This is a genomic window from Streptomyces sp. So13.3 (assembly GCF_005860785.2).
Taxonomy (GTDB): domain Bacteria; phylum Actinomycetota; class Actinomycetes; order Streptomycetales; family Streptomycetaceae; genus Actinacidiphila; species Actinacidiphila fildesensis.
In genome coordinates, this window is sequence record NZ_CP048835.1 from 4,703,431 (window position 1) to 4,721,766 (window position 18,336).

Annotated in this window: 14 protein-coding genes and 5 tRNA genes; 11 read left to right on the plus strand and 8 right to left on the minus strand. The window is 70.4% G+C overall.

Annotated features, from left to right (window positions below; translation table 11 throughout):
* Window positions 1-17 precede the first annotated feature (17 nt).
* The 7 genes from C8250_RS21065 (at window position 18) to C8250_RS21095 (ending at window position 6,757) form a co-directional block, all read left to right on the plus strand.
* Entirely contained in the window at window positions 18-1,010 is a 993-nt protein-coding gene (locus C8250_RS21065) for an SDR family NAD(P)-dependent oxidoreductase (protein ID WP_138355801.1), read from the plus strand.
* Between the two features lie 104 nt (window positions 1,011-1,114).
* Window positions 1,115-1,828, plus strand: coding sequence for a sugar phosphate nucleotidyltransferase (locus tag C8250_RS21070; RefSeq protein WP_138355802.1), 714 nt, complete (start codon window positions 1,115-1,117; stop codon window positions 1,826-1,828).
* A 9-nt stretch (window positions 1,829-1,837) separates the two neighbouring features.
* Complete coding sequence (locus C8250_RS21075; protein ID WP_138355803.1) at window positions 1,838-2,836, plus strand: NAD-dependent epimerase/dehydratase family protein; 999 nt, start codon at window positions 1,838-1,840, stop codon at window positions 2,834-2,836.
* On the plus strand, window positions 2,833-3,597 hold the full coding sequence (locus tag C8250_RS21080; protein ID WP_138355804.1) for a spherulation-specific family 4 protein: 765 nt from the start codon (window positions 2,833-2,835) through the stop codon (window positions 3,595-3,597). Before C8250_RS21075 ends, C8250_RS21080 begins: the two co-directional genes overlap by 4 nt.
* Window positions 3,594-4,493, plus strand: coding sequence for an endo alpha-1,4 polygalactosaminidase (locus tag C8250_RS21085; RefSeq protein ID WP_138355805.1), 900 nt, complete (start codon window positions 3,594-3,596; stop codon window positions 4,491-4,493). The genes C8250_RS21080 and C8250_RS21085 overlap by 4 nt, the downstream gene beginning before the upstream one ends.
* 148 nt (window positions 4,494-4,641) lie before the next feature.
* On the plus strand, window positions 4,642-5,157 hold the full coding sequence (locus tag C8250_RS21090; protein WP_138355806.1) for a MarR family winged helix-turn-helix transcriptional regulator: 516 nt from the start codon (window positions 4,642-4,644) through the stop codon (window positions 5,155-5,157).
* Window positions 5,158-5,404: 247 nt separating this feature from the next.
* Window positions 5,405-6,757, plus strand: a complete 1,353-nt coding sequence (locus tag C8250_RS21095; protein WP_244809836.1) for an MFS transporter — start codon at window positions 5,405-5,407, stop codon at window positions 6,755-6,757.
* Between the two features lie 5 nt (window positions 6,758-6,762).
* Here C8250_RS21095 and C8250_RS21100 read toward each other — a convergent pair whose 3' ends face one another.
* From C8250_RS21100 to C8250_RS21135, 8 genes are all read right to left on the minus strand, one after another.
* A complete protein-coding gene (locus C8250_RS21100) occupies window positions 6,763-7,257 on the minus strand; it encodes a GtrA family protein (protein ID WP_187144931.1) in 495 nt (164 codons plus the stop codon).
* Between the two features lie 166 nt (window positions 7,258-7,423).
* Window positions 7,424-7,714: a ribosomal protein L7/L12 gene (locus C8250_RS21105; protein WP_244809254.1), complete on the minus strand. Its 291-nt coding sequence runs from the start codon at window positions 7,712-7,714 to the stop codon at window positions 7,424-7,426.
* A gap of 159 nt (window positions 7,715-7,873) precedes the next feature.
* Window positions 7,874-7,946: transfer RNA gene (locus tag C8250_RS21110), tRNA-Lys, on the minus strand.
* 190 nt (window positions 7,947-8,136) lie between these two features.
* A tRNA-Lys gene (locus C8250_RS21115) sits at window positions 8,137-8,209 on the minus strand.
* 83 nt (window positions 8,210-8,292) lie between these two features.
* The gene (locus C8250_RS21120) at window positions 8,293-9,852 is read right to left on the minus strand and encodes an amino acid permease (RefSeq protein WP_138355808.1); all 1,560 of its coding nucleotides are present in this window, start codon (window positions 9,850-9,852) and stop codon (window positions 8,293-8,295) included.
* A 106-nt stretch (window positions 9,853-9,958) separates the two neighbouring features.
* Window positions 9,959-12,328, minus strand: coding sequence for a DEAD/DEAH box helicase (locus tag C8250_RS21125; RefSeq protein ID WP_138355809.1), 2,370 nt, complete (start codon window positions 12,326-12,328; stop codon window positions 9,959-9,961).
* Between the two features lie 304 nt (window positions 12,329-12,632).
* Window positions 12,633-13,103, minus strand: coding sequence for a hypothetical protein (locus tag C8250_RS21130; RefSeq protein WP_138355810.1), 471 nt, complete (start codon window positions 13,101-13,103; stop codon window positions 12,633-12,635).
* A 130-nt stretch (window positions 13,104-13,233) separates the two neighbouring features.
* Entirely contained in the window at window positions 13,234-13,584 is a 351-nt protein-coding gene (locus tag C8250_RS21135) for a metallopeptidase family protein (RefSeq protein ID WP_187145304.1), read from the minus strand.
* A 209-nt stretch (window positions 13,585-13,793) separates the two neighbouring features.
* Here C8250_RS21135 and C8250_RS21140 point away from each other — a divergent pair.
* The 4 genes from C8250_RS21140 (at window position 13,794) to hrpA (ending at window position 18,330) form a co-directional block, all read left to right on the plus strand.
* Window positions 13,794-13,866 (plus strand) — tRNA-Glu (locus C8250_RS21140).
* Between the two features lie 38 nt (window positions 13,867-13,904).
* Window positions 13,905-13,979 (plus strand) — tRNA-Asp (locus C8250_RS21145).
* A 4-nt stretch (window positions 13,980-13,983) separates the two neighbouring features.
* A tRNA-Phe gene (locus C8250_RS21150) sits at window positions 13,984-14,057 on the plus strand.
* A gap of 313 nt (window positions 14,058-14,370) precedes the next feature.
* Window positions 14,371-18,330 (plus strand): ATP-dependent RNA helicase HrpA, encoded by a 3,960-nt coding sequence (hrpA, locus tag C8250_RS21155; RefSeq protein WP_138355812.1) that lies wholly within the window; start codon window positions 14,371-14,373, stop codon window positions 18,328-18,330.
* Window positions 18,331-18,336 lie beyond the last annotated feature (6 nt).

An 18,336-nucleotide genomic window follows, 5' to 3' on the forward strand; every position in this document is an offset into this window, starting at 1 on the left:
AAACCGGAGCATTCGACATGACATTGGTAGCCGTCACCGGCGCCGAAGGCTTCATCGGCTCACACCTGGTGGAGGCGCTCGTCGCCTCGGGCCACCGGGTGCGCGCGATGGCCCAGTACAACTCGTTCTCGTCCTTCGGCTGGCTGGAGACGCTGGACGCCGAGACGATGAGCCAGGTGGACGTGGTCCTGGGCGACGTCCGCGACCCCGGCTCCGTCCGGGGGCTGATGGACGGCGCCGAGGCCGTCTACCACCTGGCCGCGCTGATCGCGATCCCGTACTCGTACCAGGCACCGCACTCCTACGTGGACACCAACGTCACCGGCACGCTGAACGTGCTGGAGGCCGTCCGCCAGCTGGAGATCCCGCGGCTGGTGCACACCTCCACCAGCGAGACGTACGGCACCGCGCAGACCGTACCGATCTCCGAGGACCACCCGATCAACACCCAGTCCCCGTACGCCGCTTCGAAGGCGGGCGGCGACCGGCTCGCGGACAGCTACTTCGCGAGCTTCGGTACACCGGTGGTGACGCTGCGGCCGTTCAACACCTTCGGGCCGCGGCAGTCCATGCGTGCGGTGATCCCGACGGTGATCGGGCAGGTGGCCGCTGGGGAGCGGACCATCACGCTCGGAGACCTGCGGCCGACGCGCGACTTCACCTACGTACGGGACACCGCGCGGGCGTTCCTCGCGGTGGGGACCGCGCCCGCCGGGAGCGTGGTCGGGCGGACGTTCAACGCGGGGACGGGAGGCGAGATCTCCGTCGGTGACCTGGTGCAGCTGATCGGCAAGCTCATGGAGACCGATCTGGACGTCATCGAGGACGAGCAGCGGATCCGGCCCGCCGGCTCCGAGGTGATGCGGCTGGTCTGCGACGCCGCGCGGCTGCGTGACGCGACCGGCTGGGCGGCCGATCACAGCCTGGAGCAGGGGCTGGAAGACACCATCGCGTTCTTCCGCGACCCGGCGAACCTCGCCCGCTACAAGACCGAGCTCTACAACATCTGACTCCGGATTTCCCGGAACCGACTCTTCCGGATCTCCCGGTCCCGGATCGAACCCCGGAACCGGACGCGACGTCTGGCCGCCAGGCCAGAGGGGGGACCAACCACATGCACGCAGTCATTCTGGCCGGAGGCAAGGGCGTCCGGCTGCTGCCCTACACGACCGCCCTGCCGAAACCGCTCGTCCCGATCGGCGACCAGCACGCGATCCTGGAGATCGTGATGCGGCAGCTGGCGAACGCCGGCTTCACCACCTGCACCATCGCCATCGGCCACCTGGGCCACATCATCCGCGCCTACGTCGGCAACGGTTCGCAGTGGGGGATGCGCGTCGGCTACTCCACCGAGGACAGCCCGCTCGGCACGATGGGGCCGCTGCTCACCATGCTCGACCGGCTGCCCGAGAAGTTCCTCGTGATGAACGGCGACATCCTCACCGACCTGGACTTCGGGGACGTGCTGCGGCACCACGAGACCGCCGACAGCCCGCTCACCATCGCCACCTACGCCCGGAAGGTGAAGATCGACTTCGGGGTGCTGACCACGGACTCGGGCAACGTCGTGGCCTTCACCGAGAAGCCGAGCATCGACTACCGGGTCTCGATGGGCGTGTACGGCCTGTCCCGTTCCACGCTCCTGGACTACACACCCGGGCTGCCGCTCGGCTTCGACGAGGTGGTGCTCGACCTGCTCAACGCGAAGACCCCGCCGAGCGCCTACGAGTTCGACGGCTACTGGCTCGACATCGGACGTCCCGACGACTACGACCGGGCCAACGCCGAGTTCACCACCCACCGCGGACTGCTGCTCAAGGGGGCGTGACCCGACGCCATGCGACGCATTCTCTGTCTGGGTTCCACCGGATTCCTCGGCGCCCACGTCGCCGGGCAGCTGCGCGCCCTCCCGGGTGTGCGGGTGCTCGGCGCCGGCCGGTCCACCCCGGTCTCCCCGCCCGCCCTCCCGTCCGATTCCCCACCTGCCCTGGTGGACGGCCTGCCGATCGACCTCACCACCATCTCCGTCGACGCGCTCACCGAGGCGCTGCGGGCGCTGGGTCCACACGCCGTCGTCAACTGCGTGGGCTCGGTGGGCAACAGCCCGCTGCGGCTCGCGGAGGTGAACACCCGTGGACCCGCCGTCCTCTGCGAGGCGCTGCGGCGGGCCGCGCCCACCGCCCGTCTCGTCCACCTCGGTTCTGCCGGGGAGTACGGGGCCACGGCCCCCGGCCGGTCCATCGACGAGTCCGCACCGACCCGGCCGCCGGGGGCGTACGGGGCCACGAAACTGGCCGGCACGCTCATCGTCGCCCAATCCGCCCTGGACGCCACGGTGTTGCGGGTCTTCAACCCGATCGGCCCGGGATCGCCGGGGGCGAGCCTGCCGGGCCGGTTCGTCGCCGAACTGCGCCGGGTGCTCCCGGAGGGTGCGGAGGGCGTGATCCGCGTCGGTGATCTCTCCGCGTACCGCGACTACGTCGACGTACGGGACGTGGCGCGGGCCGCCGTCCTCGCGGCCATGGCCCCGGGGCCGCTGCCGCGGATCCTGAACATCGCGGGCGGCGGCGCCACCCCGGTGCGCGCCATCGCGGACGGGCTGGTCGCCGCGTCCGGTTTCCGGGGCCGGGTCGAGGAGAGCGGGGCCGGGTCGCACCGTTCGGCTGCGGTGTCCTGGCAGCGCGCGGACATCTCCGCGGCGGCCGCGGCCCTGGGCTGGCGGCCCCAGTTCAGCCTCGCGCAGTCGCTCGCGGACCTGTGGAACGAGGGCGCACCGGTAGCCGTTCCGCCCAGGGCACCGTCCGGTGTCACGGCCGGCGTCACGGCCGCGCCATGAGCGACGGAAAGCTCCTCGTCCCGCTCTACGTCCACCCGGCCGTCGACCCCGGCGCCTGGCGGACGCTGGTGGGGGCCGCCGACCTGCTCTACGGCGTCGTGCTCAACGTCGCCGACGGGCCGGGCACGGTCCGGGACCCCGCCTTCGTGGCGGTGGCCGAGGAGTTGCGGGCGGCGGGCGTGCGCGTCCTCGGATACGTGGACACCGCGTACGGCCGCCGCCCCACCCACGCGGTCGTCGCCGACCTGCGCCACCACCGCAAGTGGTACGGCACGGACGGCGTCTTCTTCGACCAGGCCGCGCCCGACGCCGGGCTGTTGAGTTACTACCGCTGGCTCGCGCGGACCGCGCGGACCGCGCGGGCCGGCGGTTCCCGGACGGTCGTCCTCAACCCGGGCGTGCACCCCGCGCCCGGGTACGCCGAGTTCGCCGATCTGCTGGTGACGTTCGAGGGCAGCTGGGCGACGTACCGCGCGGCGGCGGCCGTACCGGCCTGGACGAGTACCTATCCGGCGGACCGCTTCTGCCATCTCGTGTACGACGTCCCGGCCAGGCTCTGCGGCCTCGCCTCCCGTACCGCCCGGCTGCGCGGCGCGGCCGTGCACTGCGCGGTCCCGGGAAGCGGCGCCAACCCCTGGCAGGGTGTGTCTCCGGACCTCACGTCCCCGGACGTCATGTCCTCGGACCTCACGCCCCCGGACCTCACCGATGTCGCCGGGCTCCGGGGGCGGCATCGGCACCAGCAGGAGGAGAACCGTTGATCCGCAGGTCTGGCACCGGCTCCCGGCCGTCGGCGTTCCTCCCCTCGTTCCTCCCTTCGCTTCTTCTCCCGCTCCTCGTTCTGCTGCTCGCCGCCTGCGGTTCCGATCCCGATCCGGGCCCGGATCCCGGCCCGGACCACCACCGCCCCTCCCCCATCCCCTCCTCCATCCCCTCACCCATCCCCGCCCCGCCGTCCGACCGCTGGCGGCCGCCTCCCGGCACCGCCTGGCAGTGGCAGCTCAGCGGCAAGGTCGACACCAGCGTCGACGTACCCGTCTACGACATCGACGGTTTCGAGAACGACGCCGCCACCGTCGCCCGGCTGCACGCCGCCGGCCGCAAGGTGATCTGCTACGTCAACGCGGGCGCCTGGGAGAACTTCCGCCCCGACCGGGTGGCGTTCCCCACCGCCCTCCTCGGCCTCGGCAACGGCTGGAGCGGCGAGCGGTGGCTGGACATCCGCCGCCTCGACCTGCTGCGCCCCTTGATGGCGCAACGTTTCGACATGTGCCGCACCAAGGGCTTCGACGGGGTCGAGCCCGATCTCATGGACGCCTACACCAACCGGACCGGCTTCCCGCTGACCGCCGCCGACCAGCTCGCGTACAACCGCATGCTCGCCGGGCTCGCCCATGAGCGCGGTATGTCGGTCGGCCTCAAGAACGACCTGGAGCAGATCCCGGAGCTGGTCGGCGACTTCGACTTCGCCGTCAACGAGGAGTGCGCGCAGAACGACGAGTGCGACGAGCTGACCCCGTTCATCACGGCGGGCAAGGCGGTGTTCCACACCGAGTACTCCCTGGCGACGACGGAGTTCTGTCCGACCGCCCGGCGGCTCCGCCTCAGCTCGATGCTCAAGCACCTGAACCTCGACGCGTGGCGGCAGCCCTGCTAGCCCGGGGCCCTGTTGGCTCGGGGCCCTGTTGGCCCGGGGCCCTGTTGGCCCGGGGCCCTGTTGGCCCGGGGCCCTCGAAACCCCACCGGCGCCACGTCGTCCCCTACGGGACGATCCCGTACAGGACGAGTTTTGTTACCCTCGCGTCATGGCACCCACAGCGACTCCGGACGCGCACCGGCCCACCCCGCCGGTCCGCAGCGTCCCGGACCTCACGTTCCAGCTGAAGCACATCGCGCATGTGCTCACCACCGAACTGACGGCGGCGCTCGCCGAGATCGACAGCTCGCCGCGGCTGCACTGCGTACTGGCCCACGCGCTGCCGGGTGAGCTGACCCAGGCGCAGGTGGCGGAGCTCGCGGACCTCGACAAGACCACGATGGTCGTGACGATGGACGAGCTGGAGAAGGCCGGGCTCGCGGAGCGCCGCCCTTCGAGCACGGACCGCCGGGCGCGGATCATCTCGGTCACCGAAGCCGGCGTCCAGCACATCACCGACGGCCTGGCGATCATCGATCGCATCCACAGCGAGGTGCTCGGCACGCTTCCGGAGGGCGAGCGGCAGGTGTTCGCCGCCGCCCTGCAGCGGCTGACCGAGGGCCGGCTGGCCACCCCCGTGGAATCACCACGTCCGGTCCGGCGGGCCCGGGAGGCCCGGATCTAGTTCCGAAAGATATCGTCTATTACAAAACTATCTGCTAGCGTCTCTCTTGTCGGCTTCGAACGCCCGCGAACGCCGCGCATGCCTCGACCAACCCGAGCAGGGAGACGCCCTCATGCCGCTGACGAGATCCACACCGCAGACCCGGACCGGGACCCGGACCCAGCGCCCGACCCAGCAGCATCCGGATCCGCGGACCCCGCCCCACGACCGGTCCCGCTGGCTGGCCCTCGCGATCCTCTGCGCGGGGATGCTGATGGTCATCCTGGACGGCAGCATCGTGACCGTGGCGCTGCCCGCCATCCAGAGCGACCTCGGCTTCTCGCAGCCGGACCTCGCCTGGGTCGTCAACGCCTACCTGATCGCGTTCGGCGGTCTGCTGCTCCTGGCCGGACGGTTCGGCGACCTGATCGGGCGCAAGCGGATGTTCCTGGCGGGCATCACCCTCTTCACCGCCGCCTCGCTGCTGTGCGGGGTGGCCGGCTCGCCCGAGCTGCTGATCGCCGGCCGGTTCGTCCAGGGTGTCGGCGGCGCGATGGCGTCCGCGGTGAGCCTCGGGATGATCGTGACGCTCTTCCCCGAGCCGCGCGAACGGGCCAAGGCGATCGGCGCGTTCAGCTTCGTCGGTGCCGCCGGGGCCTCGATCGGCCTGGTGCTGGGCGGCGTTCTCACCCAGTCCGCGAGCTGGCACTGGATCTTCTTCATCAATCTGCCGATCGGCGTCGCCGCCGGTGTGCTGGCCGCCCGCACCCTCGTCGCCGACCGCGGCCTCGGCCTGCGCTCCGGGGCCGACGCGACGGGCGCCGCCCTCGTCACCGCCGGTCTGATGCTCGGTGTCTACACGATCGTCCAGGCCGGTGAGAACGGCTGGGCCTCGGCCCGCACCCTCGGTCTCGGCGCCCTGGCCGCCGCGCTGCTCGCCGGGTTCGTCCTCCGCCAGGCGAAGGCCGCCGCCCCGCTGCTGCCGCTGCGGGTGTTCCGCTCCCGCCAGGTGTCCGGGGCCAACGCGATCCAGGTCCTGATGATCGCCGCGCTGTTCGGCTTCCAGGTGCTCGTCGTCCTCTACATGCAGCACGTGCTCGGCTACGGTGCCGCGAAGAGCGGGCTGGCCATGCTCCCGTCCGCCGTCGTGATCGGGATCGTCTCGCTCGGCTTCTCGGCCCGGCTGACCGGCCGGTTCGGCGAACGCACGATGGTCGTGTCCGGTCTGGCGCTGCTGCTCGCGGGTCTCCTGCTGCTCAGCCGGGTCCCCGTGCACGGAAGTTACCTCGTCGACCTGCTGCCCGTGATGCTGTCGCTCGCCGGCTTCGGGCTGGCCATCCCGGCCCTGACCGGGCTCGGCATGTCCGGTGCCACCGAACGGGACGCCGGTGTCGCCTCCGGCCTGTTCAACACCACCCAGCAGATCGGCGGTGCGCTCGGCCTCGCGCTCCTCAACACCCTCGCCACCTCCCGGACCGCCCACCTGCTGAGCGCCGGACGGTCCGCCCCCGCGGCGCTGACCGGTGGCTACCACCTCGCCTTCACGGTCGGCGCCGGGCTGATCGCGGTGGCCCTGGTCCTCGCCGTGACGACCCTCCCGGCCCGGCGCCGCCGGGCCTGAGGCGACTACGCGGCGACGGTGACCGCCCGGCGGGTCAGCAGGACCTTCCTGCCGACCGGGCGGGTGCCGGCCGCGGCCTTGGAGCCGGTCGCGAAGACCATGACCTTCAGGACCACGAAGCGGCCGATGCCCGCCAGGCCGGACGCCGACAGATAGACGCTCTGCTCCAGCAGCGGCCCGGGGTTCGGGTGGACCGCGTGCAGGGCGAGCAGGGCGCCGGTGGTGAACAGGTAGCAAATGGTGGCGGTGAGGCCGGACTTCAGGTGGTCGGCCGGCCGCGCGTGTCCCGCCCGGAAGGTGAAGCGGCCGTGCAGCTCGGTGGCGAGCAGGGTGGACACGACGGTCACCACCGCGTTCGCCAGCGCGATCGGCGCATGACCGGAGACCAGCAGCAGCGCCCCGCTGGACAGCAGCCCAACTCCCCCGCCGCAGACGACGAAGCGCACGAAGGCCGCCAACGGTCCGGTGGTGACCGGGGCTGGTACCGAGGTGGCGGCCATGTCGAACTCCTTGTCAGTGGCGGGTGTCACTGACTTTGCCGCACCGGGGGACCCCCACCCATCCGGCTCATGCCCCATTGCACCTGGGGGTTATCCCTACCCCGCCCCCTAGCGGCATCCCTGACAATCTCCACCGCAGGACGCAGCGGGGGCGCTCCCCCGCAGGTCAGACGTTCCCGGGCAGCCGCTCGACCGCTTCCTTGGCTTCCTTCAGCCCGGCGCCCGTGAGCTCGCGGTAGGCCTTGATCGCCTGGATCTTCTTCCCCTGCCGCACCAGCTCGTTGATCTCCCGCAGGTCGGGGGCGTCCACCTCCTCGATACCGAGGTGACGCAGGATCAACTCCTGACGGCGCTCCATGAGCCGGATCCTCCGCTCGACCCGGTCGACCTTCCGCTCGATCGCGGAAAACAACATGCCGGCGCCGACGAGCGCGAACAACACCACTATGTAGGTCACGCCACAAGACCCTACCGAAGTGGGCAAAGGCCCCACCCGAGGCCCCACCGGACCCCCGTCGGAGCCCCTACCGGACGGGGACAGAGGCGCGCCCCGGTCGGGAAACCCGACCGGGGCGCTCTCGCAGGACGCCGGTGGCGAGACCGGTACGCCTGCGGGTAGGCCATGTGGGACTCGAACCCACAACCAATGGATTAAAAGTCCACTGCTCTAACCATTGAGCTAACGGCCCGTTGTTCCTCCCAGCATAGCCGGGCGCGGACCGGGGTCCGCGCCGCATCGCTGCCGGTCAGCCGCAGGAAGGGCCGGCGGCGGAGGTGCGGCCCCGCACGGCCGGGCCGCCGGCGCCCGCAGGACCGGATCCAGCCACCCCGACACAGAGAAACCGCAGGTCATCCGGGGACGACCTGCGGCTCTCACAGTGGGCCATGTCGGACTCGAACCGACAACCAATGGATTAAAAGTCCACTGCTCTGCCAATTGAGCTAATGGCCCGCAACCCGCAGCATAGCCCGGCGAGGGGCGCAGGTCCGAGTCTTATCGGCTGCGGATGATCTGCGCCCGGACCGCGCCCCGGATCAGCCGGTCGGCGTGTCGGCCCCGGGACCGCCACCCGTGCCGGGCCCGGCCGTGTCCCCCGTGGTGGCCGGTTTGAGGAACCAGTGACGGGCGGAGACCAGCCACCAGGCGGCGGCGAAACCGAGGACGACGAGGACCGCCACCGGTGCGTAGTTGAAGCTCTTCGCCGTGACGGGACTCACCTGCGGCAGCATGAACAGCACGGTGATCAGCGCGACCCACCCCAGCGCGAAGATCCCGATCGGCCGGCTCCAGCGCCCCAGGTGCCACGGCCCGCGCTCGAAGGCGTCGCCCTTGCGCAACCGCAGGAACGTCGGGATGACGTAGGCGATGTAGAGACCGATCACGGCGATCGACGTCACGGCCGCGTAGGCGGTGGGGTTGATCAGATACGGCAGGCCGAGCAGCATCGCGCCGAAGGCGGCGAGCCAGACGGCGTTGGTGGGCGTCCGGGTGCGCTCGTTGATGCGGTGCCAGACCCGGGAGTACGGCAGGGCGCCGTCACGCGAGAACGCGTAGATCATGCGGCTGTTGGCCGTGACGGACGCCATACCGCAGAAGAGCTGCGCGACGATCACGACGAGCAGCAGGGCCTTGCCGCCGGCCGCGCCGAGCCCGTCGATGAGGATCTGCGCGGGCGGGACGCCCGTGTCGCTGTCCAGGGCGCCGCTGTAGCTGTGGATGGAGAAGGTGAAGCCGAGCAGCAGTACGAAGCCGGCGACCCAGGACGTCCAGATGGACCGGACGATGCCGCGCGGTCCGGCGACGGACGCGTCATGGGTCTCCTCGGTCATATGGGCGGAGGCGTCGTAGCCGGTGAAGGTGTACTGCGCCATCAGCAGGCCGATCAGCACCACGTAGAGGCTGCTGTTCCAGCCCGTGTTGTTGACGAACTCGGTGAAGACGAAGGACGCCGACTGGTGGCTGTCGGGGACGATCGCGAGCGCCCCGACGATGACGACCACGCCGATCACGTGCCACCACACGCTGATGTCGTTCAGCAGGGCGACTATCCGCACCCCGAAGGTGTTGAGGACGCCGTGCAGGACGAGGATCCCGGCGAACAGGAGCATCGTGTGCCCGGGGGTGGCCGGCCAGTCGAACTGCAGCGTCAGATAGGCGTTGAGGAAGCTCGCCGCCCCGAAGTCGATGCCCGCGGTCACCGCGACCTGCCCCAGCACATTGAACCAACCGGTGAACCACGCCCAGGCGGCGGCACTGCGCTCGGGCGCCAACGCCCGTGCCCAGTAGTACAGCCCGGCCGAGGTCGGATACGCCGAACAGACCTCCGCCATGGCCAGCCCGACCACGAGCGTCATCAGCCCGACGCCCACCCAGCCCCACATGATGACCGCGGGGCCACCGGTGTTCATGCCGAACATGTACAGCGTCAGACACCCGGACAGCACCGAGATGATCGTGAACGACACCGCGAAGTTCGAGAACGCCGACATCCGCCGCGCCAGCACCTGCGTGTAGCCGAGCTGGGCGAGGCGCTCCTCATCGGATCCCTCGGGGGGATCCGGCTGGTCCTGCTGATCCTTCTGCACAGTTGTCATGCCCCCAGCAATTCCCTTGCTGGGGGCACACCATGCGCGAAAAACGGGCCCGCCCGATGCCAATGGCATCGGGCGGGCCCGTTCGGTCAGGCAGGTTCAGGCCTGGTCAGTTGGCCTTCCAGCGCGGCTTGCGGTCGATCGAGCCGGTGCCGGTCTGACCCGGGCGGCTGTCACGGCGCTCGAAGGTGCGGCCGGCCGGACGCTCGTCGCGGCGGTCGCGGTTCACGGGGCGGTCGCCGGTGCGGAAGCCGCCGCCGGTGGCCGGACGCTCTTCGCGGCGGTCACGGTTGAAGGCCGGACGGTCGGCGCCGCCGGAGCGGAAGCCGCCACCGGTGGACGGACGGTCGTCGCGGCGCTCGAAGGAACGGCCGCCGGTGGGACGGTCGCCGGTGGGACGGTCGCCGGTCGGGCGGTCGCCGCCGGAGCGGAAACCACCGGACGGACGGTCGTCACGACGCTCGAACGAACGGCCACCGGAGGGGCGCTCGTCACGGCGGTCGCGGCCCTGGTAGCCACCGGAGGACGGGCGCTCGTCGCGGCGCTCGAAGGAACGGCCGCCGGTGGGACGGTCGCCGCCGGAGCGGAAACCACCGGAGGACGGACGGTCGTCACGACGCTCGAACGAACGGCCACCGGTCGGGCGGTCGCCGCCGGAGCGGAAACCACCGGACGGACGGTCGTCACGACGCTCGAACGAACGGCCACCGGAGGGGCGCTCGTCACGGCGGTCGCGGCCCTGGTAGCCACCGGAGCCCTGACGGTCGTCACGACGGCCGTAGTTGCCCCGGTCGTCACGGCGCTGCGGCTCGGGCTGGACCGGAATGGCCGCGATCCGGACTGCCTCGGCAGCCGCGGCCTCGGCGATCTCCAGGGCCTTGGCGGCGACGGCCTCTTCCGGGTCCTCGCCACGCTCGCGGGCCGAGCGCATGGTGAGGCGGTCGGCCTCCTCGCGCAGCTCGGTGGCCCGGCGCTGCAGCTTCTCCAGCTCGCGGGTCATCTCGGCGACCTCACGCTCGGCCTGCGCCGCGGCGTTCTGTACGGAGTCGGCCTGGACGTCGGTCATCGAGCGGGCGCCGGTGATCGTGGCGACCTCCTCGTCGAAGACGCCCGAGCCGCCGATGATGTGGCGCGAGGCGTCGACGCCCGCGTCCTCCATCAGACGGAAGATGGTCTTGCGCTGGTGCGGAAGCGCCAGCGACACGACCGTGCCGGACTCACCGGCACGGGCGGTACGGCCCGAGCGGTGCAGGTAGTCCTTGTGGTCGGCGGCCGGGTCGACGTTCAGCACCAGGCCGACGCCGTCCACGTGGATACCGCGCGCGGCCACGTCGGTCGCGACGAGGACGTTGACGAGACCGCCCTTGAAGTCCTCCAGCACGCGGGTACGCGCGCCCTGCGTCATACCGCCGTGCAGCGCGTCGGCCTTGACGCCCGACTCGAGGAGCTGCTCGGCGACGCGGTCGGCACCCATCTGGGTACGGACGAAGATGATCGTGCGGCCCTTGCGGGCTGCGATGGCGGCCGTGACCGGCGCCTTGTCCTTCGGCTTCACGACGAGCACGTGGTGGGTCATGGTGGTGACCGCGCCCTGCGCCGCGTCGACCTCGTGCGTGACCGGGTCCTTCAGGTAGCGCTTGACCAGCGAGTCGATCTCGTTCTCCAGGGTGGCGGAGAACAGCAGACGCTGGCCGCCGACCGGAACCTGGTCGAGGATCTCGGTGACCTCGGGCAGGAAGCCCATGTCGGCCATCTGGTCGGCCTCGTCGAGGACCGCGATCTGGATCTTGTCGAGCGAAGCGGCGCCACGGTTCATCAGGTCGCGCAGCCGGCCCGGGGTGGCGACGAGGATGTCGACACCGCGCTCCAGCGCGTAGATCTGGTTGGACATCGAGGTACCGCCGCAGACGACCTTCATCTTGAGGCCGAGAACGTCGCCGTACGGCTGCAGCGCGTCGGCGACCTGCATGGCGAGCTCACGGGTCGGCGTCAGGATGATGCCGCGCGGGCGCTTCTTCTCGGTGTGGCCACCGGCGAGCAGCGACAGCAGCGGCAGGCCGAAGGAGAGCGTCTTGCCGGAGCCGGTACGGCCACGGCCGAGGATGTCCTTGCCGGCCAGGGCGTCCGGGATGGTCGCGGCCTGGATCGGGAACGGCTTGGTGACGCCGTTCTGCGCGAGCTTGCGGACGATGCCCTCGGCGAGACCCAGCTCTCCGAAGGTGACGCCGGTGTATTCCTCTTCCTCGGCCTCTTCGGCCTCGGCGGAAACCTCTTCGGCGGAAGCGTCGTCACCGGCGACTACGGCCTCGGCGGCCGCGTCGTCCTCGGTGACGGTGAAGTCGGTGGTGGTGTCGGCCTCGACGGCGTCGGTCTCGGTGGACTCGACGGCGGTGATCTCGGCCGTGGTGTCGATCGTGGTGTCGTCAGCCACGGAGTCGTCCATGGGCATGGCGGTACGGTCGGCGGTGTTAATGGGCATGCTAAAGCTGAACCTCTCGGAGACTCGGCACGCGCCAGCTCCGGGGTTCGCATACAACCGCCTCAATGCGGTCAGCAGCCTGGAGAAAAGGAACGCGCCACGCGGCGCTCTTCGGATTCGGCGCCGGGCATTAGGATCAAACGATCTACCAGCATACGCATCTCCGGCCCGATTGACCAATCGGGCCGGGAGCACGCTGCTAGGCCACCTACTTTACACCGGATACGGCGGATTCACCGGGGCCGGCGAGTGATGCCGGTTACACCGGTTACACCGGATGCGCTGGATGCGCTGGATGGGCCGGTTACGCCGCTGGGGCCGATTCGACGGGTGACTCCGACGGCGAGGCGGGCGTCGACGCGGGCGGAGCCGGAGGCTCGGTGGTCGCCGAAACCGTGGCGGAAGGCGTGGGGCTGGACGCCGGCGTGGTGGGGGTGGCACCGCCCGGCCCGGCGGACGGCTTGCCCGCTCCCGGGGACGGTGCCGGCTTCACGGCGGCGGGGGCACCGCCCACCGGCGGCACCCCGCCGGCGGAGGCGGACGCGGACGGCGACCCGTTCGGCTTGGCCTTGTGCCCGCCCGGCACCACCCTGGTGCCGTCCGGCAGCGTTCCATCGGGCCCCGCGCCGACCCGCGCCGACGGTGAGACCCCCTGCGGCCGCGGATCGTCCCGCGAGTCCCCGGTGCTCATACAGCCGGCCGTCAGCAGGACGGCGGTGGCGGCGAGTAGGGCTCCGGCGGTCCGCGCGGCGGCGCGGGAGGAGGAAGGGGGCACGTGCATGCACCTCGGGGAGTCAGGACGCGGCGGGCAGGGTCTCTGGTGCCCAACGCCCGTGCCACCCCCCAGGACACGCCCGGCCCGTCACGTCACCCCATGGCCGAGCGCGTGCGGCCCGCCCGTCACCTCACCCGTAGCCGAGCGCGTGCAGCCGCTCGTCGTCGATGCCGAAGTGGTGGGCGATCTCGTGAACGACCGTCACCTCGGTCTCCGCGACCACGTCCGCGCGGTTGTCGCACATCCGCAGCGTCGGCCCCCGGTAGATCGTGATCCGGTCCGGCAGGACCCCGGCGTACCACTCACCGCGCTCGGTCAGGGGTGTCCCCTCATAGAGGCCGAGCAGATCGGGGTCCTTGGGGTCGGGCTCGTCCTCGACGAATACGGCGACGTTGTCCATCAGCCGTGTCAGCTCGGCCGGAATCCGGTCGAGCGCTTCGCCGACCAGTTCCTCGAACTCCTCACGCGTCATCTCCAGCACCCGCCCATTGTCGGTCATGGGCGGCACTTTCCCCCGGCGTACGGCTCACTTCCGGGCGCCCCCTCGGCCCACCCTTCACCTGGCCCTTCACCCCACCCCTCACCCCACCCCGCGACCGGCCGGTAAACCGTTTTGGCGATACCCGGCGGCATCCCATATGCTTCTCTCGTCCCCGACGGCGCCGACAAGCGCCCAAGGCGGGCCAATTAGCCCTCATCGTCTAGTGGCCCAGGACGCCGCCCTTTCAAGGCGGTAGCACGGGTTCGAATCCCGTTGGGGGTACGCTTTACCGTGTGTGAGACTCGTCTTACACATAGCTAGGTCCTGTGGAGCAGTTTGGAGTGCTCGCCACCCTGTCAAGGTGGAGGCCGCGGGTTCAAATCCCGTCAGGACCGCTGCGGCTGGGTAGCTCAGTTGGTACGAGCGACCGCCTGAAAAGCGGTAGGTCGCCGGTTCGACCCCGGCCCCAGCCACCGCACGACGAAGGCCCCGTCTCCGGACGGGGCCTTCGTCGTTCCCCAGCAGAACTTCCCCAGCAGAACTCCTCCGCTCGGAACTCCCCCGCCCAGCTCTTCGCCGGTGTCCGATGCGTCACACTCCCCCGCACCGGAGCCCCGCCCCGCACCCCCGTCGATCCCCCGCCATTCAGGCCCGGATTCAACGACTTTTGGCGGATCTCCCGCCCCGGCCGCGCGCCGCTCCCGGTCCGGTACGGGTCGAGCCCCGCTGGCACCGCGGCGAAATGATTCGCGGACTCTTCCGGCCGGGTGAGATCCTGGGGGCCGTATGTCTACGCAGCCTGCTTCCGCCTCCAGTGCCGCCGACCAGCCCGGCCCCGCCACCCTCGCCGACCTGGGATCCCGTCTCTCCGCACTGTCGCTCCGCGACGAAGTGCGGCTCGGCCGCCGTCTTGAAGGCGCCCGCCGGATCCGCAAGACCGAAGCCCGCGCGGCGGTGCTGGCGGAGATCGCCGGCCAGATCGAGCAGGGCGAGGCGCGTGTGGAACGCCGGCGCGCCGCCGTGCCGAAGATCAGCTACCCCGAGCAGCTGCCGGTCAGCCAGAAGAAGGACGAGATCCTGGCGGCCGTCCGCGATCACCAGGTCGTGATCGTCGCGGGTGAGACCGGCTCGGGCAAGACCACCCAGATCCCCAAGATCTGTCTGGAACTGGGGCGCGGGGTGCGGGGCCTGATCGGCCATACGCAGCCCCGCCGGATCGCCGCCCGTACCGTCGCGGACCGGATCGCGGAGGAGCTGGACACCCCGCTCGGCGAGGCCGTCGGCTGGAAGGTCCGCTTCACCGACCAGGTCGGCGACCGCACCCTGGTCAAGCTGATGACCGACGGCATCATGCTCGCGGAGATCCAGACCGACCGCGAGCTGCTGCAGTACGACACGATCATCATCGACGAGGCGCACGAGCGCAGCCTCAACATCGACTTCATCCTGGGCTACCTCGCCCAACTGCTCCCCCGCCGCCCCGACCTCAAGGTGATCATCACCTCGGCCACCATCGACCCGGCGCGCTTCTCCCGGCACTTCGGGGACGCCCCGGTCGTCGAGGTGAGCGGGCGGACGTTCCCGGTGGAGGTCCGCTACCGGCCGCTGCTCGCCGAAGAGGGCGATGACGACGACCGCGACCAGGTCACCGCGATCTGCGACGCGGCGGAGGAGCTCCAGCGCGAGGGCCCGGGCGACATCCTGGTCTTCCTCTCCGGCGAACGGGAGATCCGCGACACCGCGGACGCCCTCAACAAGCTGAACCTGCGCTCCACCGAGGTGCTGCCGCTGTACGCGCGGCTCTCCTCGGCCGAGCAGCACCGGGTGTTCCAGAAGCACGCCGGCCGCCGCATCGTGCTGGCCACGAACGTCGCCGAGACGTCCCTGACCGTGCCCGGCATCCGGTACGTGATCGACCCGGGCAATGCCCGTATCTCCCGCTACAGCCACCGCACCAAGGTCCAGCGGCTGCCGATCGAGGCGATCTCGCAGGCCAGCGCCAACCAGCGCAAGGGCCGTTGCGGGCGTACCTCGGACGGCATCTGCGTACGGCTGTACTCCGAGGAGGACTTCGAGTCCCGCCCGGAGTTCACCGACGCGGAGATCCTGCGCACCAACCTTGCGTCCGTCATCCTCCAGATGACGGCGGCCGGGCTGGGCGACATCGCCAAGTTCCCCTTCATCGACCCGCCGGACAGCCGTCACATCAAGGACGGCGTCCAGCTCCTGGAGGAGCTCGGCGCGCTCGACCCGAAGGAGAAGGACCACCAGAAGCGGCTGACGCCGCTGGGCCGCAAGCTGGCCCAGCTGCCGGTCGACCCGCGGCTCGCCAGGATGGTGCTGGAGGCCGACCGCAACGGCTGTGTCCGTGAGGTCATGGTGATCGCGGCAGCGCTGTCGATCCAGGACCCGCGTGAGCGGCCCGCGGAGAAGAAGCAGCAGTCGGACGAGAAGCACCGCCGGTTCGCCGACGAGACCAGCGACTTCCTGGCGTATCTGAACCTGTGGCGCTATGTGCGCGAGCAGCAGAAGGAGCTGTCGTCCTCGGCCTTCCGCCGGATGTGCCGGTCGGAGTTCCTGAACTATCTGCGGATCCGCGAGTGGCAGGACATCTACAGCCAGCTGCGCTCGGTCGCCAAGACCATGGGCATCCATCTGGAGGAGAAGGAGAGCGACGCCGCTCCCGACTCGCAGCGGCTGCACACCTCGCTCCTCGCCGGGCTGCTGTCGCACCTCGGGCTGAAGGACACCGACAAGAACGAGTATCTGGGCGCCCGCAGCGCCAAGTTCGCGATCTTCCCCGGTTCGGCGCTGTTCAAGAAGCCGCCGCGCTGGATCATGTCGGCCGAGCTGGTGGAGACCTCGCGGCTGTGGGCGCGGGTCAACGCGAAGATCGAGCCGGAGTGGGTCGAGCCGCTCGCGCAGCACCTGGTGAAGCGCACCTACAGCGAGCCCCACTGGGAAAAAGATCAAGCCGCGGTGATGGCGTTCGAGCGGGTGACGCTGTACGGCGTGCCGATCGTCGCGCAGCGCAAGGTGAATTACGGACGGATCGACGCAGAGGTCTCGCGGGATCTGTTCATCCGTAACGCGCTGGTCGAGGGCGACTGGCGCACCCATCACCAGTTCTTCCACGACAACCGCAAGCTGCTCGGTGAGGTCGAGGAGCTCGAACACCGGGCCCGCCGCCGGGACATCATGGTCGACGACGAGACGCTCTTCGACTTCTACGATCAGAAGCTGCCACAAGACGTCGTATCCGGCGCCCACTTCGACTCCTGGTGGAAGCAGAAGCGTCGGGACGAACCCGAACTGCTCAATTTCGAGCAGTCGATGCTGATCAACGAGGCGGCCCAGACCGTCACCAAGGACGACTACCCGGACTCCTGGCGCCAGGGCCGGCTCAAGTTCAAGGTGACGTACCAGTTCGAGCCGGGCGCGGACGCGGACGGCGTGACCGTCCACATCCCGCTCCAGGTGCTCAACCAGGTCGTCCCCGACGGCTTCGACTGGCAGATCCCGGGCCTGCGCGAAGAGGTCGTCACCGAACTGATCCGGTCGCTCCCCAAGCCGATCCGCCGGCACTACGTCCCCGCGCCGAACTACGCGAAGGCGTTCCTGGACCGGGTGGTGCCCGTCCAGGAGCCGCTGCCCGACACCCTCGCCCGCGAGCTGCAGCGGATGGTCGGCGTCCGGATGGACGTCGAGGACTTCGACCTCGGCAAGGTCCCCGACCACCTCAAGATCACCTTCCGGGTGACCGACGAGCGCGGCCGCAAGCTCGCCGAGGACAAGGACCTGGAGGCGCTCACGCTGCGGCTGAAGCCGAAGACGCGTGAGGTGATCTCCAAGGCCGCCGACGCCATCGGCATCGAGCAGCGCACCGGCCTGACGCAGTGGACCATCGGGAGCCTGCCGCGCACCTTCGAGACCCGGCGCGGCGGCCAGCCGGTGAAGGCGTTCCCCGCGCTGGTCGACGAGGGCGCGAGCGTCGCCGTGCGGCTCTTCGACACCGAGGCCGAGCAGAGCGCGGCGATGTGGCGCGGCACCCGCCGGCTGATCCTGCTCAACATCCCCTCGAACCCGTCGAAGTTCGCGCAGGGCCAGCTGAACAACGAGGCCAAGCTGGCGCTCTCGCGCAATCCGCACGGCAGCATCCAGGCGCTCTTCGACGACTGTGTGACCGCCGCCGCCGACAAGCTGATCGCCGACCACGGCGGGCCGGCCTGGGACGAGGAATCGTTCCGCAAGCTCTTCGACAAGGTGCGCACCGACCTGGTCGACGTGACCGTGAAGACGGTGGCCCGGGTCCAGCAGGTGCTGGCCGCCTGGCAGGCCTGTGAGCGCCGTCTGAAGGGCACCACGAGCCTGGTACTGGTCGCCAACCTCACGGACGTCAGGGAGCAGCTGGCGGCCCTCGTGCCGGCCGGCTTCGTCACGGCCACCGGGCTGCGGCGGCTCCCGGACCTCATGCGGTACCTGGTGGCGGTCGACCGCCGGCTCCAGCAGATGCCCACGAACGTCCAGCGGGACACCATGCGCATGGAGAAGGTGCTGGAGATCCAGCGCGAGTACGCGGAGCTGCTGGCGTCCCGGCCGGCCGGGCGCCCGGTTCCGGACAAGGTTCGGGACATTCGCTGGCTGATCGAGGAGCTACGGGTGAGCTACTTCGCGCACGCGCTGGGCACCTCGCAGCCGGTCTCCGACAAGCGGATCTTCAAGGTGCTGGACGAGGCCTGGGGCTGACGGCTC